This window comes from Burkholderia sp. MSMB2157WGS (assembly GCF_001532755.1).
GTDB lineage: Bacteria > Pseudomonadota > Gammaproteobacteria > Burkholderiales > Burkholderiaceae > Burkholderia.
Window position 1 is genome coordinate 925989 of sequence record NZ_LPJG01000030.1, and the last position, 24624, is coordinate 950612.

At 66.7% G+C, this 24624-nt stretch carries 22 protein-coding genes; 7 read left to right on the plus strand and 15 right to left on the minus strand.

Translation table 11 applies throughout. The features are described 5' to 3' along the window. Positions 1 to 13 precede the first annotated feature (13 nt). From WT53_RS22630 to WT53_RS22655, 6 genes are all read right to left on the minus strand, one after another. Complete coding sequence (locus WT53_RS22630) at positions 14 to 286, minus strand: succinate dehydrogenase assembly factor 2 (protein WP_034205186.1); 273 nt, start codon at positions 284 to 286, stop codon at positions 14 to 16. A gap of 6 nt (positions 287 to 292) precedes the next feature. Continuing rightward, positions 293 to 994, minus strand: coding sequence for a succinate dehydrogenase iron-sulfur subunit (locus WT53_RS22635; RefSeq protein WP_006479352.1), 702 nt, complete (start codon positions 992 to 994; stop codon positions 293 to 295). A gap of 21 nt (positions 995 to 1015) precedes the next feature. Continuing rightward, on the minus strand, positions 1016 to 2791 hold the full coding sequence (sdhA, locus tag WT53_RS22640; RefSeq protein WP_060261629.1) for a succinate dehydrogenase flavoprotein subunit: 1776 nt from the start codon (positions 2789 to 2791) through the stop codon (positions 1016 to 1018). Positions 2792 to 2794: 3 nt separating this feature from the next. Beyond that, positions 2795 to 3163 carry a succinate dehydrogenase, hydrophobic membrane anchor protein gene (gene sdhD / locus WT53_RS22645; protein ID WP_006487767.1) on the minus strand — a complete coding sequence of 123 codons (369 nt, stop codon included), beginning with the start codon at positions 3161 to 3163 and terminating at the stop codon, positions 2795 to 2797. A 4-nt stretch (positions 3164 to 3167) separates the two neighbouring features. Next, positions 3168 to 3584 (minus strand): succinate dehydrogenase, cytochrome b556 subunit, encoded by a 417-nt coding sequence (gene sdhC / locus WT53_RS22650; RefSeq protein WP_034205188.1) that lies wholly within the window; start codon positions 3582 to 3584, stop codon positions 3168 to 3170. Positions 3585 to 3752: 168 nt separating this feature from the next. Then, positions 3753 to 4577, minus strand: coding sequence for a GntR family transcriptional regulator (locus WT53_RS22655; protein WP_080747666.1), 825 nt, complete (start codon positions 4575 to 4577; stop codon positions 3753 to 3755). Between the two features lie 288 nt (positions 4578 to 4865). On the opposite strand from WT53_RS22655, the gene WT53_RS22660 reads away from it, so the two are divergent. The 5 genes from WT53_RS22660 (at position 4866) to acnA (ending at position 12020) form a co-directional block, all read left to right on the plus strand. After that, the gene (locus WT53_RS22660; RefSeq protein WP_006487742.1) at positions 4866 to 5852 is read left to right on the plus strand and encodes a malate dehydrogenase; all 987 of its coding nucleotides are present in this window, start codon (positions 4866 to 4868) and stop codon (positions 5850 to 5852) included. A gap of 183 nt (positions 5853 to 6035) precedes the next feature. Next, a complete protein-coding gene (locus tag WT53_RS22665) occupies positions 6036 to 7043 on the plus strand; it encodes a CoA ester lyase (protein WP_060261633.1) in 1008 nt (335 codons plus the stop codon). A 230-nt stretch (positions 7044 to 7273) separates the two neighbouring features. Further along, complete coding sequence (locus WT53_RS22670) at positions 7274 to 7783, plus strand: hypothetical protein (RefSeq protein ID WP_034205190.1); 510 nt, start codon at positions 7274 to 7276, stop codon at positions 7781 to 7783. A gap of 22 nt (positions 7784 to 7805) precedes the next feature. Next, a complete protein-coding gene (locus WT53_RS22675; protein ID WP_059837499.1) occupies positions 7806 to 9257 on the plus strand; it encodes a bifunctional 2-methylcitrate dehydratase/aconitate hydratase in 1452 nt (483 codons plus the stop codon). A gap of 45 nt (positions 9258 to 9302) precedes the next feature. Next, positions 9303 to 12020: an aconitate hydratase AcnA gene (gene acnA, locus WT53_RS22680; RefSeq protein ID WP_060261636.1), complete on the plus strand. Its 2718-nt coding sequence runs from the start codon at positions 9303 to 9305 to the stop codon at positions 12018 to 12020. Between the two features lie 114 nt (positions 12021 to 12134). Here the strand turns inward: acnA and WT53_RS22685 are convergent, their stop codons facing one another. Genes WT53_RS22685 through WT53_RS22695 form a run of 3 tightly spaced genes read right to left on the minus strand, consistent with a single transcriptional unit; the run spans position 12135 to position 13317 of the window. After that, positions 12135 to 12566, minus strand: coding sequence for a DUF1801 domain-containing protein (locus WT53_RS22685; RefSeq protein ID WP_034205193.1), 432 nt, complete (start codon positions 12564 to 12566; stop codon positions 12135 to 12137). After that, positions 12563 to 12994, minus strand: coding sequence for an SRPBCC domain-containing protein (locus tag WT53_RS22690; protein ID WP_034205194.1), 432 nt, complete (start codon positions 12992 to 12994; stop codon positions 12563 to 12565). The genes WT53_RS22685 and WT53_RS22690 overlap by 4 nt, the downstream gene beginning before the upstream one ends. Beyond that, on the minus strand, positions 12994 to 13317 hold the full coding sequence (locus tag WT53_RS22695; protein ID WP_059784011.1) for a helix-turn-helix transcriptional regulator: 324 nt from the start codon (positions 13315 to 13317) through the stop codon (positions 12994 to 12996). The genes WT53_RS22690 and WT53_RS22695 overlap by 1 nt, the downstream gene beginning before the upstream one ends. A 648-nt stretch (positions 13318 to 13965) precedes the next feature. On the opposite strand from WT53_RS22695, the gene WT53_RS22700 reads away from it, so the two are divergent. Beyond that, the gene (locus WT53_RS22700) at positions 13966 to 15699 is read left to right on the plus strand and encodes a protease pro-enzyme activation domain-containing protein (protein WP_034205196.1); all 1734 of its coding nucleotides are present in this window, start codon (positions 13966 to 13968) and stop codon (positions 15697 to 15699) included. A 63-nt stretch (positions 15700 to 15762) separates the two neighbouring features. Here WT53_RS22700 and WT53_RS22705 read toward each other — a convergent pair whose 3' ends face one another. From WT53_RS22705 to WT53_RS22725, 5 genes are all read right to left on the minus strand, one after another. Further along, positions 15763 to 17181, minus strand: coding sequence for an MFS transporter (locus tag WT53_RS22705; protein WP_034205197.1), 1419 nt, complete (start codon positions 17179 to 17181; stop codon positions 15763 to 15765). Positions 17182 to 17434: 253 nt separating this feature from the next. After that, positions 17435 to 18271, minus strand: a complete 837-nt coding sequence (locus tag WT53_RS22710) for an ABC transporter permease (protein ID WP_027782591.1) — start codon at positions 18269 to 18271, stop codon at positions 17435 to 17437. 37 nt (positions 18272 to 18308) lie between these two features. Next, a complete protein-coding gene (locus WT53_RS22715) occupies positions 18309 to 19565 on the minus strand; it encodes an ABC transporter permease (protein ID WP_060262129.1) in 1257 nt (418 codons plus the stop codon). A 111-nt stretch (positions 19566 to 19676) separates the two neighbouring features. Next, positions 19677 to 20723 carry an ABC transporter substrate-binding protein gene (locus WT53_RS22720; protein ID WP_059784016.1) on the minus strand — a complete coding sequence of 349 codons (1047 nt, stop codon included), beginning with the start codon at positions 20721 to 20723 and terminating at the stop codon, positions 19677 to 19679. A gap of 76 nt (positions 20724 to 20799) precedes the next feature. Further along, positions 20800 to 21927: an ABC transporter ATP-binding protein gene (locus tag WT53_RS22725; protein ID WP_060261639.1), complete on the minus strand. Its 1128-nt coding sequence runs from the start codon at positions 21925 to 21927 to the stop codon at positions 20800 to 20802. A 108-nt stretch (positions 21928 to 22035) separates the two neighbouring features. Here WT53_RS22725 and WT53_RS22730 point away from each other — a divergent pair, with 108 nt between their 5' ends. Beyond that, complete coding sequence (locus tag WT53_RS22730; RefSeq protein ID WP_060261641.1) at positions 22036 to 23556, plus strand: PLP-dependent aminotransferase family protein; 1521 nt, start codon at positions 22036 to 22038, stop codon at positions 23554 to 23556. Positions 23557 to 23586: 30 nt separating this feature from the next. Here WT53_RS22730 and WT53_RS22735 read toward each other — a convergent pair whose 3' ends face one another. Next, positions 23587 to 24621: a lipase secretion chaperone gene (locus WT53_RS22735; RefSeq protein ID WP_060261646.1), complete on the minus strand. Its 1035-nt coding sequence runs from the start codon at positions 24619 to 24621 to the stop codon at positions 23587 to 23589. Positions 24622 to 24624: the final 3 nt, after the last annotated feature.

Consider the following 24624-nt stretch of genomic DNA (forward strand, 5'->3'; position numbering starts at 1 on the left):
GGGCGGAACGTGATTACACGTTGCGCAGCATCTCCAACAGCCGGTGAACATCCGGGCTGTCTAGGTCGCCTTCTGGTTCCTTGCGCGCGAGGAGCAAGTCCATCAGGTCGTTGTCGCTCAGATCGAGCAGGCGCGACAACGCGCCTACGTCTGCATCGGTGAGGTCATGCTCGTATCTGCCGAAGAAACGCTCGAACACGATGTCGTTCTCCAGCAGACCCCGCCGCGCACGCCAGCGAAGGCGTGCGCGACGGTGCGGGTCGGATTGATGCGAATCGTCGCTCATCAAACTTTATACCGCGCGGCGAACCATCAGTTCCTTGATCTTGCCGATCGCCTTCGTCGGGTTCAGGCCCTTCGGGCACACGTCGACGCAGTTCATGATCGTGTGGCAACGGAACAGACGGTACGGGTCTTCCAGATTGTCGAGACGCTCGCCGGTGGCGGTGTCGCGGCTGTCCGCGATGAAGCGGTAAGCCTGCAGCAGGCCGGCCGGGCCGACGAACTTGTCCGGGTTCCACCAGAAGCTCGGGCACGACGTCGAGCAGCTCGCGCACAGAATGCACTCGTACACGCCGTCGAGCTCGTCGCGCTCTTCCGGCGACTGCAGGCGCTCCTTCTCGGGCGGCGGCGCGTCGTTGATCAGGTACGGCTTGATCGAGTGATACTGGTTGAAGAAGTGCGTCATGTCGACGATCAGGTCGCGCACGACGGGCAGGCCCGGCAGCGGGCGCAGCACGATCTTCTGCGGCAGGTCGTTCAGGTTCGTCAGGCACGCGAGACCGTTCTTGCCGTTGATGTTCATCGCGTCCGAGCCGCACACGCCTTCGCGGCACGAACGGCGGAACGACAGCGTCTCGTCCAGGGCCTTCAGCTTGACCAGTGCGTCGAGCAGCATGCGCTCATGCTGGATCTCGAGCTCGTACGTCTGCATGCGCGGCGCCGCGTCCTTGTCCGGATCGTAGCGGTAGACTTCAAAAATGCGTTTTGCCATTTCGGATTCCTTTGACTCGGCTTAGAACGTGCGCGGCTTCGGCGGCACGGATTCGACCGTCAGCGGCTTCATTTGTACCGGCTTGTAGTCGAGGCGATCGCCTTCGCTGTACCACAGCGTGTGGCGCAGCCAGTTCTCGTCGTCGCGGTGCTCGTAGTCGCTGTGCGCGTGCGCGCCGCGGCTTTCCTTGCGCGCTTCCGCCGACACCATCGTCGCGCGGGCCACTTCGATCAGGTTCTCCAGCTCGAGCGCTTCGACGCGCGCGGTGTTGAACACCTTCGACTTGTCCTTCAGGTGGATGTTTTCCACGCGCGCCTTCAGGCCGGCCATCTGCTCGACGCCTTCCTTCAGCAGTTCCGACGTGCGGAACACGCCTGCGTGCTTCTGCATCGTCGAGCGGATGTCGTTCGCGACGTCCTGCGTGTATTCGCCCGACGTCGACTTGTCGAGCTTGTTCAGGCGCGCCAGCGAGAATTCGCCTGCGTCGGCCGGCAGCGGCTTGTGTTCCTTCTGGTTCTTCACGTGCTCGACGATGTGGTTGCCGGCCGCACGGCCGAACACCACGAGGTCCAGCAGCGAGTTCGTACCGAGGCGGTTCGCGCCGTGCACGGACACGCACGAGCATTCGCCCACTGCGTAGAAGCCGTTGACCGGTTCCTTGTGATCGCGCGACGTGCCGACGACCTGGCCGTGGATGTTGGTCGGGATGCCGCCCATCTGGTAGTGGATCGTCGGGACGACCGGGATCGGTTCCTTGATGCAGTCGACGTTCGCGAACTTCAGCGCGATTTCGCGGATCGACGGCAGACGCTTCATGATCGTCTCGGCGCCGATGTGCGACAGGTCGAGCAGCACGTGGTCCTTGTTCGGACCGACGCCGCGGCCTTCCTTGATTTCCTGGTCCATCGAACGCGACACGAAGTCACGCGGCGCCAGATCCTTCAGCGTCGGTGCGTAGCGCTCCATGAAGCGCTCGCCGTTCGAGTTGCGCAGGATGCCGCCCTCGCCGCGCACGCCTTCGGTGATCAGCACGCCCGCGCCGGCCACGCCGGTCGGGTGGAACTGCCAGAACTCCATGTCCTGCAGCGCGATGCCCGAGCGCGCGGCCATGCCGAGGCCGTCGCCGGTGTTGATGAACGCGTTCGTCGATGCCGCGAAGATCCGGCCTGCGCCGCCCGTCGCGAACAGCGTCGTCTTGCCTTCCATGATGTAGACGTCGCCCGTTTCCATTTCGAGCGCCGTCACGCCGAGCACGTCGCCGTCCGCGTCGCGGATCAGGTCGAGCGCCATCCATTCGACGAAGAACTGCGTCTTCGCCTCGACGTTCTGCTGGTACAGCGTGTGCAGCAGCGCGTGACCGGTACGGTCGGCGGCCGCGCAAGCGCGCTGGACCGGCTTCTCGCCGTAGTTCGCGGTGTGGCCGCCGAACGGGCGCTGGTAGATCGTGCCGTCCGCGTTGCGGTCGAACGGCATGCCGAAGTGCTCGAGCTCGTACACGACGTTCGGCGCTTCACGGCACATGAATTCGATCGCGTCCTGGTCGCCGAGCCAGTCGGAGCCCTTGATCGTGTCGTAGAAGTGGAAGTGCCAGTTGTCTTCGCTCATGTTGCCGAGCGACGCGCCGATGCCGCCTTGCGCGGCGACCGTGTGCGAACGCGTCGGAAACACCTTCGACAGCACGCCGACCGACAGGCCCGCGCGCGACAGTTGCAGCGCTGCGCGCAAGCCGGAGCCGCCTGCGCCGACGATCACGACGTCGAACTTGCGGCGCGGGAGGGAAGTTTTGATTGCAGCCATTCTTTACACTCTCCAGAGAATCTGCGCGGCATAGCCCGCACATGCGAGCAGCCAGACGATGGTCAGCGATTGCAGCAGCAGGCGCACACCGACGGGCTTCACGTAGTCCATCCAGATGTCGCGCACGCCGACCCATGCGTGGTAGAAGAGGGAGAGCAGCATCACGAAGGTCGCGAGCTTCATCCATTGCGCGGCGAAGATCGATGCCCAGCCTTCGTACGAGAAATCGTGCGCGCCGAAGAAGAGGACGAGCAGAATGACCGTGTAGACCGCCATGATCGTGGCGGTGACGCGCTGCGCGAGCCAGTCGCGCAGGCCGTAGTGTGCGCCGACGACGAGGCGCTTCGAGCCGATTCGGTTATTGGCTGCCATTTTCTTAGAATGCTCCGAACAGTTTGAGTGCCATGGCGATCGTCAGCGCGATCGAGACGACAAAGACGACGACGGCCGTCCGCTTGCCGCCTTCCTTCGAGACGGCGTCGTGGTTGACGTCCATCAGCAGGTGGCGAATGCCGGCGCAAAAATGGTGGAAGAAGGCCCACGACAACGCGAGGACGATCAGCTTGACGACGATGTTGGAGAGGAAAGCCTTGAAGACTTCGAAGCTGAGCTCGGAGGTGAGGCTCTGGTCGAAGAGGAACAGCAGGAACGGCAGGAACAGGAACAGCAGCGCGCCGCTGATACGATGGAGAATCGACAATGTCGCCGCCAGCGGCATGCGATATTTCAACGTGATGTCGCCGATTCCGATGTTCCGGTATTCCGGCCTCGGCTTTCTTACTGCGTCAGTCATGCTAGACCCCTACTATGTTGTCACACTAATCCGCGATTTTAGCGCCTTTTTATATCGCGCTGCAGCGAAAGTCTGCTCTGGATAATTGCGCGAACAAGAACAAAGGCGGCCCGAAACGTGCTTCGCGAGCGTGGGAAACGCGAAGGCACGCGGCTGAGCCGAACGTCGTCAGCTCAAGTCATTCTGATAGTAGTACCCGGTTGTGACATACCAGCCGCGACGCACCTCCACCGGCCGGTCCCCGTACGTATAGGACACGCGCTCGACCGACAGCAGCGGGAAGCCCGCCGGCACGTGCAGCAGGTCGGCCACCGCCGGATCCGCCGCCACCGCGCGGATCTTCTCAGTCGCGCGGATCATCCGCGTACCGAACTCCGTCTCGAACATCGCGTAGAGCGGCCCCTTGTACTCGCTCAGCCGCTCGAACGTGAGCCCGCGGAACATCGCGCCCGGCAGCCAGATCTCGTCGAGCACCGTCACTTCGCCGTCGAATTCCAGCAGGCGGCGCACCTGCACGACCGGATCGGCGGGCTTCAGGTCGAGCTGCCGCGCGATCTCGGCCGGCGCGCGCAGGCGCCGGCATTCGAGCAGGCGGCTCACGTGCGGGTGCTCGGCGCCGTCGTCGGCCAGCAGCCGCAGGAAGCGGAATTGCGCGCGATCCTCGTTGTGCGTTGCAACAAACGTACCCTTGCCCTGCCGCCGGACCACGAGGTTTTCGGCGGCCAGCTCGTCGATCGCCTTGCGCACGGTGCCCTGGCTGACCTTGTAGCGGGCCGCGAGCTCCACTTCGCTGGGGATGATCTCGCCGGGCTTCCATTCGCCGGATTCGAGACTTTGCGTGATCAATGACTTGATCTGCTGGTATAACGGGCTGAACGTCGGCGACGCGGACGCCGCGGGCGAGGCTGCGGCATCGCCCGCACCCGGCTGCCCTGGGCCGCCTGCGCCGGTCTGATTCGCGGTGTTCGCCTGGTTCGATGTCATGGCGCGCATTTCATCACAAACCGCACTTTTTCGTCCACTCAATTTCCGCAAAACATCTGTCTTATATAAGACATATGATACCGTTTGACTTTGCGCGTGACGGCTCCTACACTCCCGGTCGAGCAAGGGTTCGCGGGTGCAACAGCGCGTCCCCGGCTACGTGCCACGGCCGTCTCCAGGTTCACCGCGTCCGCCATCGCGAGTCCTCCGCCCTGCTTCAATGCAACGCTACGCACAACGCGCATAGAATGGCGTTTTCGCTCGCGTCCAACGCTTCACCCGTCCTGGAGATTTTCAATGGCTAAGCCCGCAAAGCGCGTTGCCGTCACCGGCGCCGCAGGTCAAATCGCTTACTCCCTGCTGTTCCGCATCGCGAACGGCGACCTGCTCGGCAAGGATCAGCCGGTCATCCTGCAACTGCTCGACCTCCCGCAAGCCCAAGCCGCCGTCAAAGGCGTCGTGATGGAACTCGACGACTGCGCGTTCCCGCTGCTCGCAGGCGTCGTGATCACCGACGATCCGAAGGTGGCATTCAAGGATGCAGACGTCGCGCTGCTGGTCGGTGCACGTCCGCGCTCGAAGGGCATGGAGCGCAAGGACCTGCTGTCGGCGAACGCCGAGATCTTCACGGTTCAGGGCGCCGCGCTGAACGAAGTCGCGAGCCGCGACGTGAAGGTGCTGGTCGTCGGCAACCCGGCGAACACGAACGCATACATCGCGATGAAGTCGGCGCCGGATCTGCCGAAGAAGAACTTCACGGCCATGCTGCGCCTCGACCACAACCGCGCGCTGTCGCAGCTCGCCGCCAAGTCGGGCAAGCCGGTCGCGTCGATCGAGAAGCTCGCCGTGTGGGGCAACCACTCGCCGACGATGTACCCCGACTTCCGCTTCGCGACCGCCGAAGGCGAATCGCTGCTGAAGCTGATCAACGACGACGTGTGGAACCGCGACACGTTCATCCCGACCGTCGGCAAGCGCGGCGCGGCGATCATCGAAGCGCGCGGCCTGTCGTCGGCCGCGTCGGCAGCCAACGCGGCGATCGACCACGTCCGTGACTGGGTGCTCGGCACGAACGGCAAGTGGGTCACGATGGGCATCCCGTCGGACGGCTCGTACGGCATCCCCGAAGACATCATCTACGGCGTGCCGGTCACCTGCGAAAACGGCGAGTACAAGCGTGTCGAAGGCCTGGAAATCGACGCGTTCTCGCGCGAGAAGATGGACGGCACGCTGGCCGAGCTGCTCGAAGAGCGCGACGGCGTCGCCCACCTGCTGAAGAACTAAGCATCACGCATCGCGCCGGGCGACCTTCGGGGCGCCCGGCTTCGGTACGGGCCGGCACGCCGCCGGCCCTGCCGATCGATCCGATTCGCGCACGTTTTGCCGCCCGCGCCCGCCGCGCGCCGGCCCAGAACCTGCCCGAATCCGATTTTCTCCACGTTGACCCGCTTCCCTGACGTAGACGAGATGGCCGCGCTCACTCCTGCACAAGTGCTGTACGACGGGGCGTCACCGCCCGCGATCCTGCCCTGCTGCGATCACTACGCGGGCAGCGAGAAGCTGATGCGCAAGTCGCTCGCGCTGCAGGCCGAGCTGGGCCCCGTGTTCGACGTCACGCTCGACTGCGAGGACGGCGCGGCCGTCGGCCAGGAAGCCGCGCACGCGGCGCTCGTCACCGACCTGCTCGGCAGCGCCGAGAACCGCTTCGGCCGCGTCGGCGTCCGCATCCACGACTTTTCCCACCCGCACTGGCGCGACGACGTGCGCATCGTGCTGCGCGCAGCGCGCGCACCCGCCTACATCACGCTGCCGAAGGTCGCGAACGCCGCCGACGCGGCCGAAATGACCGCGTTCATCGAAGGCACGCGCCGCGAGCTCGACATCGCGCAGCCGATCGCGGTCGACGTGCTGGTCGAGACGCACGGCGCGCTCGCGCAGGCGGCCGCCCTCGCCGCGCTGCCGACGGTCGGCACGCTGAGCTTCGGGCTGATGGATTTCGTCTCCGCGCACCACGGCGCGATCCCCGATACCGCGATGCGCTCGCCCGGCCAGTTCGACCACCCGCTCGTCCGCCGCGCGAAGCTGGAAATCGCCGCGGCCTGTCACGCGCACGGCAAGACGCCGTCGCACAACGTCACGACCGAGGTGCGCGACATGGGTGTCGTCGCCGGCGACGCACGCCGCGCGCGCGACGAGTTCGCCTTCACGCGGATGTGGAGCATCCACCCCGCGCAGATCCGTCCGATCGTCGACGCGTTCGCACCGCGCACCGACGAAGTCACGCTCGCCGCCGAGATCCTGCTGGCCGCGCAGGCCGCCGACTGGGGCCCGACGCGCCACGGCGATACGCTGCACGATCGCGCGAGTTATCGTTATTACTGGTCGGTGCTGCGCCGCGCGCGGGCCACCGGCCAGCCCGTACCGGACGACGCCGCGCCGCTGTTCGGCCCGGCCGCCGCGGGCGCCGCGCGTTGAGTGCGCGCCGCCGGCCGATACACGAGTTTCATGCATGCGCGGTTTCGCGAACCGGACAGACGTTTGCGAAACGACAAAAAACGTAACGGAGCCCGAAAACCTGATGTATGCGCGGCCAAATAGGTGAAAATAGCGGCCGCTGCGCGCTTTCGGGGCGCGTGCAGTTTCAAACCGGCCGACAGTTTCGATTGCCGGCCCTTGTCAACTGATTATCGAAAGGTTCTGACTCCATGAAGAAACTCCTGATCGCTACCGCCATCGGCGCCTTGTCCGCCACGATGCTGGTGTCGGCTCCGAGCGCGTTTGCCCAGGGTACGGCCACCACGAAGAAGGCCACGGCCAAGCGCCCGGCGCCGGCCAAGCGCATCATCCCGCGCAGCAAGAAGGCGCAGGCGCGCGCGGCCGCCAAGGTCGATCCGGTACCGGACGGCGCGGTCAAGTGGTCCTGCAAGGAAGGTCTGTCGTTCGACCTCGCCGGCGACATGAAGCGCGACCAGGTCGTCACGGTTCACTGGGCGAAGAAGAACTACAAGCTGCCGCGTCAGGCCACGACGACGGGCGCCGACACGTTCTACGATCCGGCAGCCGGCTTCAAGCTGGTCGTGATCCCGAGCAAGGCGATGCTGTTCTCCGACGCAAACGGCGGCGAGCGCCTCGCTGACGAATGCGTGACGCCGGAAATGGCACAAGGCGGCGCAGCGCCGACGCAGGCGAACGAGCTGAAGCCGGCAACGAACTAAGCACGTTCCTCTCGGCCCCTCGATGTCCGCCCCGGTCTCCAACGTCCGCCCTGCTCCGGATACGGTACTCGTCGACATCGTCGACTACGTGCTGAACCCCGGCATCGACAGCGCGCTCGCGCTGGAGACGGCGCGTCATTGCCTGATCGACACGCTCGGATGCGGACTCGAGGCGCTGTCCTACCCTGCCTGCACCAAGCTGCTCGGCCCGGTCGTGCCCGGCACGATCGTGCCGAACGGCGCGAAGGTGCCCGGCACGTCCTTCCAGCTCGATCCCGTCCAGGCCGCGTTCGGCATCGGCGCGATGATCCGCTGGCTGGACTTCAACGACACCTGGCTCGCCGCCGAATGGGGGCATCCGTCCGACAACCTCGGCGGAATCCTGGCGACGGCCGACTGGCTCTCCCGCACGGCCCGCGCGGCCGGCCGCAAGCCGCTCGCGATGCGCGACGTGCTGGTCGCGATGATCCAGGCCCACGAGATCCAGGGCTGCCTCGCGCTCGAGAACGCGTTCAACGCGGTCGGGCTCGACCACGTGCTGCTCGTGAAGGTCGCGTCGACGGCCGTCGTCGGCCGGCTGCTCGGGCTCACGCGCGACGAGCTGATCAACGCGGTCTCCCATGCGTTCGTCGACGGACACGCGCTGCGCACCTACCGCCATGCGCCGAACACCGGTTCGCGCAAGTCCTGGGCGGCCGGCGACGCCACGTCCCGCGCGGTGCGCCTCGCGCTGATCGCGAAAACCGGTGAAATGGGCTATCCGTCCGCGCTCACCGCCAAGACCTGGGGCTTCTACGACGTGCTGTTCGACGGCAAGCCGTTCCGCTTCCAGCGCCCGTACGGCACGTACGTGATGGAAAACGTGCTGTTCAAGATTGCGTTCCCCGCCGAATTCCATGCGCAGACGGCCGCCGAGGCCGCGCTGCAACTGCACGCGCAGCTCGCCGCGGCAGGCCGCACGACCGACGAGATCGCCCGGATCACGATCCGCACGCATGCGGCCGCGATCCGCATCATCGACAAGCAGGGCCCGCTCGCCAATCCGGCCGACCGCGACCACTGCATCCAGTACATGGTCGCCGTGCCGCTGCTGTTCGGCCGGCTGACCGCGGCCGACTACGAAGACGCGGCCGCGGCGGACCCGCGCATCGACGCGCTGCGCGCGAAGACCGTATGCGTCGAGGATCCGCAGTTCACGAAGGATTATCACGATCCGGACAAGCGATCGATCGCGAATGCGCTGACGATCGAGTTCACGGACGGATCGAAGCTTGCCGAAGTGGCGGTCGAGTACCCGCTCGGCCATCGGCGGCGCCGTGCGGACGGCATCCCGCTGCTGGTCGACAAATTCCGGACCAACCTCGCCCGCCGCTTCCCGGCCAAGCAGCAACAAGCGATTCTCGACGTGTCGCTGGACCAGGCAAAGCTCGAAGCGATGCCGGTCGATGAGTACGTCGACTTGTATGTGATATAGCTGCAGGACACGTTGTTTCCTAGCCTCAAACCCAGGAAAATCACCATGGCCCACAATCTCCACAAGACCCTCAAGGAATTCGACAGCGGTTCCGGCAAAGGCAAGTTCTACTCGCTGCCGCAACTCGGCAAGGAACTGAAGACGAAGATCGAACGCCTGCCGGTGTCGATCCGCATCGTGCTCGAGTCCGTGCTGCGCAACTACGACGGCAAGAAGATCACCGAAGAGCACATCGAGCAGCTCGCGAACTGGAAGCCGACCGCGAAACGCGTCGACGAGATTCCGTTCGTCGTGTCGCGTGTCGTGCTGCAGGACTTCACGGGCGTGCCGCTGCTCGCGGACATCGCGGCCATGCGCGGCGTCGCCGAACGCACGGGCAAGAACCCGAAGAAGATCGAGCCGCTGGTGCCGGTCGATCTCGTCGTCGACCACTCGGTCCAGATCGACTACTTCCGCCAGAAGGACGCGCTCGACCTGAACATGAAGCTGGAATTCCAGCGCAACAACGAGCGCTACCAGTTCATGAAGTGGGGCATGCAGGCGTTCGACACGTTCAAGGTCGTGCCGCCGGGCGTCGGCATCGTGCACCAGGTGAACCTCGAATACCTCGCGCGCGGCGTCCACAAGAAGACCGACGGCGCCGACACCGTGTACTACCCGGACACGCTCGTCGGCACGGACAGCCACACGACGATGATCAATGGCATCGGCGTGGTCGGCTGGGGCGTGGGCGGCATCGAAGCGGAAGCCGGCATGCTCGGCCAGCCGGTGTACTTCCTGACGCCGGACGTCGTCGGCGTCGAGCTCAAGGGCAGGCTGCGCGAAGGCGTGACGGCCACCGACCTGGTGCTGACGATCACCGAAATGCTGCGCAAGGAGAAGGTCGTCGGCAAGTTCGTCGAATTCTTCGGCGAAGGCACGCAGTCGCTGTCGCTGCCGGACCGCGCGACGATCGGCAACATGGCGCCGGAATACGGCGCGACGATGGGCTTCTTCCCGGTCGACGAAAAGACGATCGACTACTTCGAAGGCACGGGCCGCACGAAGGCCGAAATCGCCGCGTTCGAAAACTACTTCAAGGCGCAGAACCTGTTCGGCATCCCGAAGGCCGGCGACATCGACTACACGAAGACGGTGACGCTCGACCTGGCGACGGTCGCCCCGTCGCTGGCCGGCCCGAAGCGCCCGCAGGACCGCATCGAGATCGGCAACGTCAAGTCGACGTTCACCGACCTGTTCTCGAAGCCGGTCGCGGAGAACGGCTTCGCGAAGAAGGCGGAAGACCTGAACACGCAGTACACGACGAGCAACGGCGTCGACGTGAAGAACGGCGACGTGCTGATCGCCGCGATCACGTCGTGCACGAACACGTCGAACCCGAGCGTGCTGCTGGCCGCCGGCCTGCTCGCGAAGAAGGCGGTCGAGGCCGGCCTCACGGTCGATCCGAAGATCAAGACCTCGCTCGCGCCGGGATCGCGCATCGTCACCGAATACCTGACGAAGACGGGCCTGCTGCCCTACCTGTCGAAGCTCGGCTTCGAAGTCGCGGCCTATGGCTGCACGACCTGTATCGGCAACGCGGGCGACCTGACGCCGGAACTGAACGAAGCGATCACGAAGAACGACATCGTCGCGGCGGCCGTGCTGTCGGGCAACCGTAACTTCGAAGCGCGCATTCACCCGAACATCCGCGCGAACTTCCTCGCGTCGCCGCCGCTCGTCGTCGCGTACGCGATCGCCGGCAACATCATGCGCGACCTGATGACCGAGCCGGTCGGCAAGGGCAAGGGCGGCCGCGACATCTACCTCGGCGACATCTGGCCGACGAGCGAAGAAATCCACGCGCTGCTCAAGTTCGCGCTCGATCCGAAGAAGTTCGAGGACAACTACTCGAAGCTGACCAAGAAGGGCGACCTCTGGAGCAAGATCGAGGGCGAATCGGGCGAAGTCTACGACTGGCCGAAGTCGACCTACATCGCCGAGCCGCCGTTCTTCGGCAACGACTTCTCGATGGAGCCGGCTGCGTCGATCCCGACGGTCAAGGGCGCGCGTGCGCTCGGCATCTTCGGCGACTCGGTCACGACCGACCACATCAGCCCGGCAGGCTCGATCAAGGAAGATTCGCCGGCCGGCAAGTGGCTGAAGGAAAACGGCGTGCAGAAGGCCGACTTCAACAGCTACGGCTCGCGCCGCGGCAACCACGACGTGATGATGCGCGGCACGTTCGCGAACGTCCGGATCAAGAACCTGATGATCCCGGCGAAGGCCGACGGCACGCGCGTCGAGGGCGGCCTGACGATCCACCAGCCGAGCGGCGAACAGCTGTCGATCTACGACGCAGCGATGAAGTACGTCGACGCCGGCACGCCGACCGTCGTGTTCGCGGGCGAAGAGTACGGCACGGGTTCGTCGCGCGACTGGGCCGCGAAGGGCACGCAGCTGCTCGGCGTGAAGGCCGTGATCGCGCGCAGCTTCGAGCGCATCCACCGCTCGAACCTGGTCGGCATGGGCGTGCTGCCGCTGCAGTTCAAGGGCGCGGACAGCGTCCAGTCGCTCGGCATCACCGGCGAAGAGACGTACGACATCGAAGGCCTCGGCGACGACTTCAAGCCGCAGCAGGACGTCACGCTCGTGATCCATCGCAAGAACGGCGAAACCCAGCGCGTGCCGGTGCTGCTGCGCATCGATACGCCGATCGAAGTCGACTACTACAAGCACGGCGGGATCCTGCCGTTCGTGCTGCGCTCGCTGCTCGCAGCGTAAGCGCACGGCTGTTGCAGGCGCCGCAGCCGCCTCGCGGGCGGTTGCGGCCGATTTGGATGCCCGACCTCGTGTCGGGCTTTTTTTCGCCCGTGCCGTACGCGGTCTTACGCGGCCTTACGCCGCCTTGTCTGCGCGCGCCTTCGCGCCCGAGCCTCGCGCGTTCTTCTTCAGGTGCGTGCGGTTGTATTCGATCGCCGCGCGCACGAGATTCTTCAACGCCCGCTTGTCGAGCTTGTCGCCTTCGAACAGATCGATCGCGCGTCGCGCATTGCCGTCGAGGCCGTCGTTGAACAGCTTGTCAGGATCGGGGAGCTGCGCGCCGTGCATGAACGTCACTTTCACCTTGCCCTTGTGCGCGTTCGCCACCGCGATCATCCCGTCGCACGACCAGACGGGGCTGCCCATCCATTTCCATTCCTCGACGATGCCCGCTTGCGCCGCGAGGATCGTCTGGCGCACGTCGGCCAAGGTCTTGCCGCGCCAGTCGGCGATGCCTGCGATCAGCGCATCGATGCGCGCCGACGGTGTGAGTTCCGGTGCACTCATGCGCGGGCCTCCGTGCCTTCGTCGGGACGCGACAGCACCTGTTCGAGCGTGTCGAAGAACCGTACCCAGCCGTACTGCGCGCCGCGGTACGCCTGCTCCTGATCGGGGCGGAAGCCGACCTGCTCCATGCGCAGGTGCGTGCCGGCCGGGGTCGGCGTGAGCGTCCATGTGACGATGCTGTCGAGCCCGTGGGCCGCCCACGTATAGGACAGCGTGCGATGCGGCTCGATCGTGAGGACCGTGCAGTCGACCGAGCCCCAGTCCGCGCGGAAACTGAAGGCATGGCCCGCGACGGGCGCGAAGTCGCTCTTCATGAGCCACGCCTCGATCAGGTGCGGTTGCGTGAGCGCGCGCCAGATCTTCTCCGGCGGATGGGGTAGCTCCCGGTCGACGACGACGGAGCGCGTTTCGGTCGTGGCGTGGTTCATTACTGATCCATCCTTTTGAGCAGATCTTCGAGGGCATCGAACCGGCTCTGCCAGAAACCTGCCATCTGGCTCGTCCAGTCGATCAACGGGGCCAGCGCTTGCGGCTGCGCGCGGTAGTGCGTCTGCCGGCCTTCGTGACGGTCGTTCACGAGCCCGGCCTGCTTCAGTACGCCAAGGTGCTTCGATACGGCCGGCTGCGAGACGCCCGCGTGGGCCGTCAGCGCGGCAACCGTCAATTCCCCCTCCGCGCACAGTCGCTCGAATAACGCGCGGCGCGTGGGATCGGCAAGCGTCCTGAAAAGCGTGTCCTGAGCGTTTTGCATATCGTCCAAAATCCATAACCGGCTGGTTATGGATTGAAGGATATCCGCTGATCGGCGCGCGTCAAGGCGGAATTTCGCGAACGACGTCGTTCGATCCTGCGCGGCCGGCGCGTGCGTCGCATCGGCTCGCGCGGACGCCGGATTCGAGTCTTTCCTCTAATCCGCGATGACGACGCGCGATTCGAAAGCAGCCTGCAAGACTGGCCGATGCGCTGTTCCACAGTTCGGGAAACGTTCGGGGTCGGCCAGCCGCGTTCGCGTCCCTGCGCGAATCGGTTCCTGACGAGTCGCTTCCAATGACCACATAGTGCGACCCGACGTGCAGCCATTGACACACAAACGCCATGCATCCGCGCGGCGCGCCCGTCCACGCTCGCGCATATTCCGATGCTGCAACGAACGACGCGTGCGTGTGAGCGACACGCATTGCCGCGCCGTCGCACCGAGAACCGGTTCCGCTCACCGGCCCCGCCACTTCCGGCGCGCACTGCGCCGCGCACGCACTCGCGCGCCCGCGTTGTCAGAACTGACAGCTATGGAAACTGGCAGCTACCCGAACGGCACCGACGCCCTACGCTCGTCACCGCTCGCGGCCCCACAAGGGCCGGGGGTTCCAGTAACGTCGCCTCTCCTAAAAAAGGACTCCCGATGAAAAGGAACGCCTGGTTTGCCCTTCCCCTTCCGTCGCCCCGCCGCCTCGCGTGCGTGGCACCGATCGTGTTCGCCGCCGCCGCGGCGCACGCGACGACGGATTGGGTCGATACCCATACGAAGGCCTTTCTGACCGGCCCGCAGTTGATGGCGCAAAGCGCGGCGCCATCGCTCGAACTCGCGGCCGGCGAGACGACCGACGTCGTCGTCAGCCTGAAACTGCGCAACGCCGCGCAGCTCAAGCAACTGGCGCGCGACGTGAACCGGCCCGGCAGCGCGCATTACCGCCAGTACCTGACGCACGAGCAGTTCCTCGCCGACTACGCGCCGACCGACGCGCAGGTGAAGTCGGTCGTCGACTATCTGCGCAAGAGCGGCTTCGTGAACGTCGAAGTCGCGCCGAACCGACTGCTGGTCTCCGCGCACGGCACGGCCGGCACGGTGAAGACCGCGTTCAACACGTCGCTCGTGCACTTCCAGTACGCGGGCCGTTCGGGCTTCGCCAACACGTCGACCGCGCAGGTGCCGCGTGCGCTCGGCGACGTCGTCGGCTCGGTGCTCGGGCTGCAAAGCGTCGCGCGTGCGCGGCCGATGCTGCGCATCGGCAACGTCGCGAAGCCGCAGGCGCTCGCGGCCGGCACGGCGACGGGCCACTACCCGAAGGAATTTCCGGGCCTCTACAACGCGACCGGCGTGCCGACCGCGGCCGGCGTGACCGTCGGCATCATCACGATCGGCGGCGTATCGCAGACGCTGCAGGACCTGAAGCAGTTCACGTCGAGCAACGGCTACGGCACGGTCGCGACGCAGACCGTCAAGACCAACGGCACGGGCGGCAGCTACGCCGACGACCAGGACGGCCAGGGCGAATGGGATCTCGACAGCCAGTCGATCGTCGGCTCGGCCGGCGGCCAGGTCGGCAAGCTGGTGTTCTACATGGCGGACCTCAACGCCGCCGGCAACACGGGGCTCACGCAGGCGTTCAACCGCGCGGTGTCGGACAACACCGCGAAGGTGATCAACGTCTCGCTCGGCTGGTGCGAAACCGACGCGAACGCGGACGGCACGCTCGACGCCGAGGAACAGATCTTCACGACGGCGGCCGCGCAAGGCCAGACGTTCTCGGTATCGTCCGGCGACGAAGGCGTGTACGAGTGCAACAACCGCGGCTACCCGGACGGCGCGAACTACACGGTGTCGTGGCCGGCTTCGTCGCCGCACGTGCTCGCGATCGGCGGCACGACGCTCTACACGACGTCGGCCGGCGCGTTCTCGAACGAGACGGTGTGGAACGAAGGGCTCGATTCGAACGGCAAGCTGTGGGCGACGGGCGGCGGCGTCAGCACGATCCTGCCCGCGCCCTCGTGGCAGTCGGGCAGCAATCGCCAGTTGCCGGACGTCGCGTTCGATGCCGCCCAAAGCACGGGCGCGTACATCTACAACTACGGCCAGTTGCAGCAGATCGGCGGCACGAGCCTCGCCGCCCCGATCTTCACGGGCTTCTGGGCGCGGCTGCTCGCGGCGAACGGCACGGGCCTCGGCTTCCCCGCCGCCAATTTCTATGCGGACATTCCGTCGCATCCGTCGCTCGTGCGCTATGACGTCGTGTCGGGCAACAACGGCTATCAGGGGTATGGCTACAAGGCCGGCACCGGGTGGGATCCGACGACCGGCTTCGGCAGCCTGAACATCGCGAACCTCAACCAGCTGATCAAGTCGGGCGGGTTCTGAGCGATGCATGAAGGCCGGCGCGCGGCGATGGTTGCCGTGCGCCGGTCTTGATCGTGCCGTGCCCTACTCCGCCGCCGGTTCCTTCGCGCGCTCCGACACGACCGGTGCGCCGGCCCGATGCGACGGCGCGAACAGCCGCAGCCCGCTCGCGACGCTCGCCGCGCCCGCGAAGCCCGCCCCGAGCATCAACGCAAGCGTCGGCCCATGGCGCCCCGCGATCCCGAACGACAGTGCAACCAGCGCCGCGCCCGTCGCCTGCCCGATCAGCCGCGCGGTCGCGATGATCCCGCTCGCGCCGCCACTGCGCTCGGGCGGCGCGCTCGACATCAGCGCTTTCAGGTTCGGCGACTGGAAAAAGCCGAAGCCCGCGCCGCACAGCATCATCCGCCAGCCGATGTCGACGACGCCCGGCGACACCGGCAGCGCGGCGAGCGACACCATGCCCGCACTCAGCAACGCCAGGCCGATCGCACCGAGCAGCCCGGGCGGATAACGATCCGACAGCCGCCCCGCGATCGGCGCGGCAAGCGCGACGATCGCCGACCACGGCGTCATCAGGAACCCCGTCTCGACCGCGTTGCGATGCAGGACGGTTTCGAAATAGAACGGCAGCGACACGAATGCGAGCCCCTGCGCGGCGAACGCGCACACGGCGGTCAGCGCGGACAGCGTGAACACGGGCCGGCGGAACAGGTCGACCGGCAGCATCGGCGCCGGATGCCCGGCCTGGCGGCGGATCAGCAGCCAGCCGAACGAGAAGGCCACCGCGGCCGCCGCGAACACGACCGTCAGCGGCCCGCGCTGCGCGAATTCGCCGAGCGCGAAGATCAGCGACGCGAACGTGATCACGTTGAACAGCGCGGCAACCGGATCGAACGCATGCTTGCCGCGCGCCATCTGCGGCAGCGACGGAATCGCCACGGCGAGCGCGAACACGCCGAGCGGCACGTTCACCGCGAACAGCCACGGCCACGCGGCCACCGACAGGATCAGCGACGCGATCGTCGGCCCCACCGCGAACGACACGCCGACGACGAGCGCGTTGAAACCGACGCCGCGCCCGAGCCGGTGCGCGGGAAACAGGCCGCGGATCAGCGCGACGTTCACGCTCATGATCGCGCTCGCGCCGAAGCCCTGCACGATGCGCGCGGCCGTCAGCGTCGGCAGCGTCGACGCGAGCGAGCAGCCGAGCGACGCCAGCGTGAACACCGCGAGCCCGGCGACATACACGCGCTTGTGGCCGACGATGTCGCCGAGCGACGCGAACGGCAGCAGCGTCGCGACCATCGCGAGCTGGTAGGCGTTGATGATCCACACGGACGCGGCCGGCGACGCATGCAGGTCGGTCGCGATGGCAGGCAGCGCGGTGTTCGCGATCGCGGTGTCGAGCGTCGCGAGCGCGACGGCCAGCAGCACGGCGGACATCGCGCGCCAGTTGACGGCCGGCTCGTGCGCGCCGGCGGGGGAAGCGAATTCGGACAAGATGGGCTCGGCTGACGAGCGACGCGCGGCGTCGCGGATTAAGTGGCGCGACACCGCATCCTCCGTGCAACGGCAACGGAGCGCGCGGCGCCGCGAGCCGTATTGTTGCAGAGCCACATCGAACGTGCAGGCGGCCGCCTCGTCAGTCGGCAAAACGAAAGCTTCACGATGCCGCGTCGGGCGCGCGGCATCGTTGAAGATGCAACGACCGGTAGCCTCGCGGCCCGCCGAACGGTGCGGCCGGCGCCGCTATTTACGACACCGCGCGCCGCGCATTGCGTCCGCGCAGCCATTCGAGCGCCAGCAGCAGGCTCGTCGAGAAGACGATCAGGATCGTCGCGAGCGCGGCGATCGTCGGGCTGATGTTCTCGCGGATGCCCGTGAACATCTGGCGCGGCAGCGTCGTCTGGTCCGCGCCCGCGAGGAACAGCGTGACGACGACTTCGTCGAACGACGTCGCGAATGCGAACAGCGCGCCCGACATCACGCCCGGCGCGATCACCGGCAGCGTCACGCGGAAGAACGTCGTGACCGGATTCGCGCCGAGCGACAGGCTCGCGCGCACGAGGTTCTGGTTGAAGCCCTGCAGCGTCGCGGCCACCGTCGTCACGACGAACGGCACGCCGAGCGCCGCGTGCGCGGCGATCAGCCCCGTGTAGGTATTCGCGAGGCCGAGCGGCGCGAAGAACAGGTACATGCCGACGCCGACCACGACGACCGGCACGATCATCGGCGACAGCAGCACGGCCATCAGCAGCCCCTTGCCGCGGAAGTCGGCCTTCGTCAGGCCGATGGCCGCGAGCGTGCCGAGCACGGTCGCGACGACGGTCGCCGACGGCGCGACGATGAAGCTGTTCTTCGCGGCCATCCGCCACTCGTCCGATGCGATCAGGTTCTCGTACCAGCGCGTGGAGAAACCCGGAATCGGATAGACGAGGAACGTGCTCGACGAGAACGACAGCGGCACGATCGCGAGCACCGGCAGGATCAGGTACAGCAGCGTCAGCACGACGAGCACGCGCAACGCGACGTACCACGCGCGCTCGACGAACGACATGTGCGGCGCGAACAGCGGCCTGGCGAGTTTCATGGTGGGCATCCCCTTCCCGTTTCCCTGTGCCCGGCGCTCAGCCGAGGCTCACGTTGGTGCGCGTGAAGCGCCCGTACACCGCGTACAGCACGAGCGTCGCCGCCAGCAGCAGCCCGCCGAGCGCACACGCCATGCCCCAGTTGATCGTCACGTTCGTGAAATACGCGACGTAGTAGCTGACCATCTGGTCGTTCGGCCCGCCGAGCAGCGCGGGCGTGATGTAGTAGCCGATTGCAAGGATGAACACGAGCAGCGCGCCCGCGCCGACGCCCGGATAGGTCTGCGGCACGTACACGCGCCAGAACGCGGCGAACGGATGGCTGCCGAGCGATACGGCCGCGCGCTGGTAGGTCGGCGGAATCGACTTCATCACGCTGTAGAGCGGCAGGATCATGAACGGCAGCAGGATGTGCGTCATCGAGATGTACACGCCGACGCGGTTGAACAGCAACGTCAGCGGATGCGAGATCAGCCCGCTGCCGAGCAGCGCCTTGTTGACGAGCCCCTCGCTCTGCAGCAGCACGATCCATGCGGCGACGCGCACGAGCACCGAGGTCCAGAACGGAATCAGCACGAGGATCATCGCGAGGTTCGCGCGCCGCTCCGACAGCGTCGAGATCCAGTATGCGAGCGGATAGCCGAGCAGCAGCGCGAACAGCGTGACGGCGATGCCGATCACGAACGTGCGCCCGAAGATCGCGAGGTAGATCGACTGGTCGGGATCGGCCTGCACGATGTGACCGAAACCGTCTTGCTTGTGGTCGAGCGCCGCGAGCAGGTAGAACGGCGACACCTGGCTGCCGTTCTTCGCGATCGCCTGCCAGTACGCGAGTTCGCCCCAGCGCGCATCGAGGTCGACGAACTTCGCGCGCGTCTGCGCGGGCGTCAGCACCGCGTCGCCGTCGCCCTTCAGCGGCATCGCACGCGCCGTCTTCGCGACGAGCGAGCGATAGCCGGGAATCTCGGTGTTCAGCCGTCGTGCGAGCGCACCCATCGCCTCGCTGTCGGCCACCTTCGTCATGTCGGCCGCGAGCGCGACATACGCGGCGTCCGCCGGCGGCGTCTTGCGGTCCCAGCCCGACAGCGCGGCGACCGTGTTCGGCAACGCGGTCGCGATCTCCGGGTTCTGCACCGCGCGCGTGAGCAGCGTGCCGATCGGCACGACGAAAATCAGCAGCAGGAAAATCGCGAGCGGCGCCACCAGCAGCAGCGCCATCGTGCGCTTGCGGGCCTCGGCAGCCTTCAGCTCGCGCTTGAGTGCGGCGGTCGACGGCGAGGAAGGCGCAATCGTCATCGTATTCAACGGTTCTCTCCGGCCGGGCACGCTCCGGCGGAATGCCGCGCGACGCGATCGACGCGTCGCGCGGCCGGTTGCATCACGACATCCGTGAGGATGCCCGACCGGTTACTTCGTTGCCCACGCGGCGAAGCGCTGTTCGAGCTCGTCGCTGTGGTCGGTCCAGAAGCCGATGTCCTCCAGCACCGCGTTCTTGCCGTTGGCCGGCGAGTTCGGCAGGTTCGCGAGCGTCTTCGCGTCGAGCGACTTGATCGCCGCGATGTTCGCCGGGCCGTACGCGATGTGCTGCGCATACGCCTGCTGCGGCTTCGGCGTCAGCGTGTACGCGATGTACTGCTCGGCGAGCGCCTTGTTCGGCGAGCCCTTCGGAATCGCCCAGTAGTCGAGGTCGTAGATGCTGCCGTTCCACACGACCTTCAGGTTCTTGCCTTCCTTCTGCGCGGCGTCGATGCGGCCGTTGTACGCGGTCGACATCACGACGTCGCCGGCGACGAGGAACTGCGGCGGCTGCGCACCCGCTTCCCACCACTGGATGTACGGCTTCAGCTCGTCGAGCTTCTTGAACGCGCGATCCTGGCCGGCCTTCGTGCCGAGCACCTTGTAGACGTCCTTCGTCGCGACGCCGTCGGCCATCAGCGCGAATTCGAGGTTGTAGCGCGCGCCCTTGCGCATCCCGCGCTTGCCGGGGAATTTCTTCACGTTCCAGAAATCGGCCCAGCCGGTCGGCGCCGATTTCAGCTTGTCGGCGTTGTACGACAGCGCCGTCGACCACACGAAGAAGCCGACGCCGCACACCTGCGGCGATTCCGGGATCAGGTCGGATTTCTTCGCGATCTTCGACCAGTCGAGCTTCTCGTACAGCCCTTCGTCGCAGCCGCGGTTCAGGTCGCCCGATTCGACTTCGACCACGTCCCAGTTGACGTGCTTCGCCTCGACCATCGCCTTCACCTTCGCCTGCTCGCCGTTGTATTCGACGGCCGTGACCTTGTTGCCGGTGGCCTTCTCGAACGGCTGGTTGAACGCGACCTTCTGCGCGTCGCCGTTCGCGCCGCCGAAGTTGACGACCGTGAGCTCGGCAGCCGTGGCCGATGCGCCGAACGCGACCAGTGCCAGCGCAAGCGCCGTGCGGCGCGCGGTGAAGCTTGCTCGTTTCATGATGGTTCCTCTCCTCTCGTGGTGGAAGTGGGCTTTGTTGTTGACGACGTGCTGCGGAAAACCGGGTTAGCCATGCTCACGCGAATACGCGCAAATGTTCGGGCGAGAACGCAAGCGAGACGGGCGCGCCGGGCGAGAACGCGTCGAGCGCGCCGGTGCCGAGCGGCACCTTCACGAAGCATTCGTCCTGCCCCGGCAGCACGCAGCGCATGCGCACGTGATCGCCGAAATAGATGAGGCTGCGCGCCTCGCCGCTCACGCAATTGGCGGTGCCGTTCGCGCCGTTCGCGCCGTTCGCGCCGTTCGCGCCGTTCGCGCCGTGCGCCGCGAGGCTCATGCGCTCGGGGCGGATGCACGCGACGGCCGATGCGCCCTCGGCGGCTTCGCCGATATGGCGGCCGACGATCTTCGTGCCGTCGTCGAGCCGGAATTCGCAGAATTCGCCGTCGACGCGCGCGATGGTGCCGCGCAGCCGGTTGCTGTCGCCGATGAAGTTCGCGACGAATTCGTTGCACGGCGATTCGTACAGGCGGTCGACGGTGTCGAGCTGCTGCACGATGCCCTTGTCGAACACGGCGACGCGATCGGACATCGTCAGCGCCTCGCCCTGGTCGTGCGTCACGTACACGAAGGTCACGCCGAGCTTTTCGTGCAGCGCCTTCAGTTCGTACTGCATGTGTTCGCGCAACTGCTTGTCGAGCGCGCCGAGCGGCTCGTCCATCAGCACCAGCTTCGGCTCGAACACGAGCGCGCGCGCCAGCGCGATGCGCTGCTGCTGGCCGCCCGACAGTTGCGCCGGATAGCGTTTCGCGAAGCGCTCCATCTGCACCATCCTCAGCGCATGCGCGACGCGCTCCGCGCGCTCGGCGGCGGGCAGCTTGCGCACCGTCAGCGGATACGCGACGTTCTGCTCGACCGTCAGGTGCGGAAACAGCGCGTAGTTCTGGAACACCATGCCGATGTTGCGCTTGTGCGGCGGCACGTTGTTCAGCAGCTCGCCGTCGAGGCGGATCTCCCCGCCGGTCGGGAATTCGAAGCCGGCGAGCATCATCAGGCAGGTCGTCTTGCCCGAGCCGGACGGCCCGAGCAGCGTCAGGAATTCCCCGCGGCGGATGTCGAGGTCGAGCGATTTGACGACGAGCGCCTCGCCGTCGTAGGTCTTCCGCACGCCGCGAAAACTGACGATCACATCATCGGACTTCATCGTGCTGTCCCCCTGGCTCCGCGACAATTGATTTTGAGATGCGAGTCACTATACGGTGCGCACGGTTCTACAATAGGGAACCATTTCAATATTCCAAGTAGGACCACTTTGGATACCGTGATCGTCGCCGACTGGCTCTCCGCCCGCATCGACCGCAGCTCGCCCGAACCGATGTACCGGCAACTGCTGCAACTGATGCAGCAGGCCATCCTGACCGGAGAATTGGGGCCAGGAACAAAGCTGCCGAGTTCGCGCACGCTCGCGGGCGACCTGTCGATCGCGCGCAATACGGTCCTGCACGTGTACGACCAGCTGACGGCCGAAGGCTACGTGCTGACGACGACCGGCAGCGGCACCTACGTGGCCGACACGCGGCCGGACGCCGCCGCGATCCGGGTGCCGGGCGCCGCGCCGCCTTCGGTCGCGGACGAACCGCCGCCGCCCGACGCGCAGGGCAGCCTGTCGATGCGGGGGCGGCGGTTGATCGAGCATGCGGGCGTCTCGCGGCGCCAGTGGGGAGCGTTCATGCCGGGCGTGCCGGACGTGTCGGAATTCCCGAGCCGCACGTGGAGCCGCCTGCAGGCGCGGCTGTGGAAGGAAGCCAATCCGGAGTTGCTGACCTATGCGCCGGGCGGCGGCTACCGGCCGCTGCGGCGCGCGCTCGCCGATTACCTGCGCGTCGCGCGCTCGGTCAAATGCTCGCCGGACCAGGTGATCATCACGACGGGCATCCATCAATCGATCGATCTCGCGGTGCGGCTGCTGTCCGACATCGGCGATCGCGCGTGGGTCGAGGAGCCCTGCTACTGGGGCGTGCGCAGCGTGCTGCAGGCGGCCGGCCTCGCGCTCGCGCCGGTGCCGGTCGACCAGGAAGGGCTCGACCCGCGCGCGAGCGACATGCAGCATCCGCCGCGGCTCGTGCTCGTCACGCCGTCGCATCAGTACCCGCTCGGGATGGTGATGAGTCTCGCGCGGCGCCGCATGCTGCTCGAATATGCGCGCCAGCACCGCTGCTGGATCATCGAGGACGACTACGACAGCGAATTCCGCTACGGCAGCCGCCCGCTCGCGTCGCTGCAGGGGCTCGACGACGGCGGCCGCGTGATCTACGTCGGCAGTCTCGGCAAGATGCTGTTCCCGGGGCTGCGGATGGGCTACATGGTCGTGCCCGAGCATCTGGTCGACACCTTCCGCACCGGGCTGTCGGAGCTGTATCGCGAAGGCCAGTTGATGCAGCAGGCCGTGCTCGCCGAATTCATCATGGACGGCCATCTCACTTCGCACGTCAGACGAATGCGCACGCTGTACGGCGAGCGCCGGCAACTGATGATCGACGCGATCCGCGCGCGCTTCGGCGACGCGCTGCCGGTGATGGGCGACGAGGCCGGCCTGCATCTGGTGCTCGGCCTGCCCGGCGCGTGCGACGATCGCGCGGTCACGCAGAGCGCATTCGACGCGGGCGTGATCGTGCGCCCGCTCACCAGCTACTACAGCAACCTCGACACCGCGCGGCAGGGCCTGCTGCTCGGCTATGCATGCGTCGCGCACGAAGGCATCCGCCCCGCGTTCGACACGCTCGCCGATACCATCGAGCACCATCTGCCGCGGGACATCACGCGCGCGGCATGAAGCCCGCCGCATACGGCGGCACCCGATTCGTCAATGCGCGCTGCCCGCTCCACGATCGAGCGATGCCGCGCGCACGGCTTCGCCGGGCTTCGTGAACACGCGCTGCCGCAGCGCGGCAATCTGCGCGTCGCGATCCCGCGGCGACAGGCCGGCCGATTCGATCTGCGCACGCTGCGCCGCATAATCCGCGTAACGGCTCTGCCACGACGCATCGTCCTGCTGCATCTGCGCGACGCGTGCCGCCGCCTCGGGGCCGAGCGTCTGCGTCAGTTGCGCGCGCATCGCATCGGGCGTCGCGCCGCTCTTCTGCAATTGCGCGATCCGGTCGATCGCGGCGCGCTGCCGATCCACCCGCTGCTGCGCGTCGCGTTCGTCGGCCGGCATCTGCTGTTCGAGCGCCGCGAGTCGCTCGGCCTTCTGCGCATCCGTCAGTGAGCGATCCTGAACGATCTTCAATCGCGCCAGGTCGTAGCGCTGCCGCCACTGCTCCGCGCCGAAGAACGGCTGGCTCCAGTCGCCGAGCGTGCGGTACGCGATCGACGCGCGCTGATCCAGTGCGACCTGCAGCGCGCCCAGGTCCGACTTGTCGACCGCTCCGGCATCGCGCAACGTCGCGAGCGCATCGAGATACGCGCGATACCGGTGCCATACGTCGAGCGCCTCGGCCTGCGCGACCGTGCCGTCGAGCTGCGCGGCGATCTCGCGTACGACCAACGCATCGAGCGCGGCCGCGCTCAGGTCGCTCTGCGCACTCAGGCAATAGTCGAAGAAATCGCGCACCGCGCGCGACTTCGCGAGATGCCCGCCCGCATCGAGCGGCAACCGTGGTGCGCTGGAACCGGCGAGCGACGGCGGCAGGCCCGCACTCGCCGGCACGGCGGGCTGCGGCGCGGCAGCCGCCACGCCGCCCACCGCGGCTGTATCCGGCGTGTCGCTCGCGACGCCCGTGCCGCGATGCGATCCCGCACCGCTCCACATCGCGACGCCGGCGATCGCCGCCAGCCCCGCGACACCGTAGATCGCCACGCGCCGCGTCAGCGGCGCGCGCCCTTCACGTTCCGCCATCGA

Bases quoted from the DNA above. Each gene is read 5' to 3' on its own strand.
- sdhD (WP_006487767.1), bottom strand. From the start codon at position 3,163: ATGGCAGCCAATAACCGAATCGGCTCGAAGCGCCTCGTCGTCGGCGCA.
- WT53_RS22675 (WP_059837499.1), top strand. From the start codon at position 7,806: ATGTCCGCCCCGGTCTCCAACGTCCGCCCTGCTCCGGATACGGTACTC.
- WT53_RS22695 (WP_059784011.1), bottom strand. From the start codon at position 13,317: ATGCAAAACGCTCAGGACACGCTTTTCAGGACGCTTGCCGATCCCACG.
- WT53_RS22715 (WP_060262129.1), bottom strand. From the start codon at position 19,565: ATGACGATTGCGCCTTCCTCGCCGTCGACCGCCGCACTCAAGCGCGAG.
- WT53_RS22660 (WP_006487742.1), top strand. From the start codon at position 4,866: ATGGCTAAGCCCGCAAAGCGCGTTGCCGTCACCGGCGCCGCAGGTCAA.
- WT53_RS22710 (WP_027782591.1), bottom strand. From the start codon at position 18,271: ATGAAACTCGCCAGGCCGCTGTTCGCGCCGCACATGTCGTTCGTCGAG.
- WT53_RS22725 (WP_060261639.1), bottom strand. From the start codon at position 21,927: ATGAAGTCCGATGATGTGATCGTCAGTTTTCGCGGCGTGCGGAAGACC.
- WT53_RS22700 (WP_034205196.1), top strand. From the start codon at position 13,966: ATGAAAAGGAACGCCTGGTTTGCCCTTCCCCTTCCGTCGCCCCGCCGC.
- WT53_RS22655 (WP_080747666.1), bottom strand. From the start codon at position 4,577: ATGCGCGCCATGACATCGAACCAGGCGAACACCGCGAATCAGACCGGC.
- sdhC (WP_034205188.1), bottom strand. From the start codon at position 3,584: ATGACTGACGCAGTAAGAAAGCCGAGGCCGGAATACCGGAACATCGGA.
- acnA (WP_060261636.1), top strand. From the start codon at position 9,303: ATGGCCCACAATCTCCACAAGACCCTCAAGGAATTCGACAGCGGTTCC.
- WT53_RS22720 (WP_059784016.1), bottom strand. From the start codon at position 20,723: ATGAAACGAGCAAGCTTCACCGCGCGCCGCACGGCGCTTGCGCTGGCA.
- WT53_RS22690 (WP_034205194.1), bottom strand. From the start codon at position 12,994: ATGAACCACGCCACGACCGAAACGCGCTCCGTCGTCGTCGACCGGGAG.
- WT53_RS22630 (WP_034205186.1), bottom strand. From the start codon at position 286: ATGAGCGACGATTCGCATCAATCCGACCCGCACCGTCGCGCACGCCTT.
- WT53_RS22685 (WP_034205193.1), bottom strand. From the start codon at position 12,566: ATGAGTGCACCGGAACTCACACCGTCGGCGCGCATCGATGCGCTGATC.
- sdhA (WP_060261629.1), bottom strand. From the start codon at position 2,791: ATGGCTGCAATCAAAACTTCCCTCCCGCGCCGCAAGTTCGACGTCGTG.
- WT53_RS22735 (WP_060261646.1), bottom strand. From the start codon at position 24,621: ATGGCGGAACGTGAAGGGCGCGCGCCGCTGACGCGGCGCGTGGCGATC.
- WT53_RS22635 (WP_006479352.1), bottom strand. From the start codon at position 994: ATGGCAAAACGCATTTTTGAAGTCTACCGCTACGATCCGGACAAGGAC.
- WT53_RS22665 (WP_060261633.1), top strand. From the start codon at position 6,036: ATGGCCGCGCTCACTCCTGCACAAGTGCTGTACGACGGGGCGTCACCG.
- WT53_RS22670 (WP_034205190.1), top strand. From the start codon at position 7,274: ATGAAGAAACTCCTGATCGCTACCGCCATCGGCGCCTTGTCCGCCACG.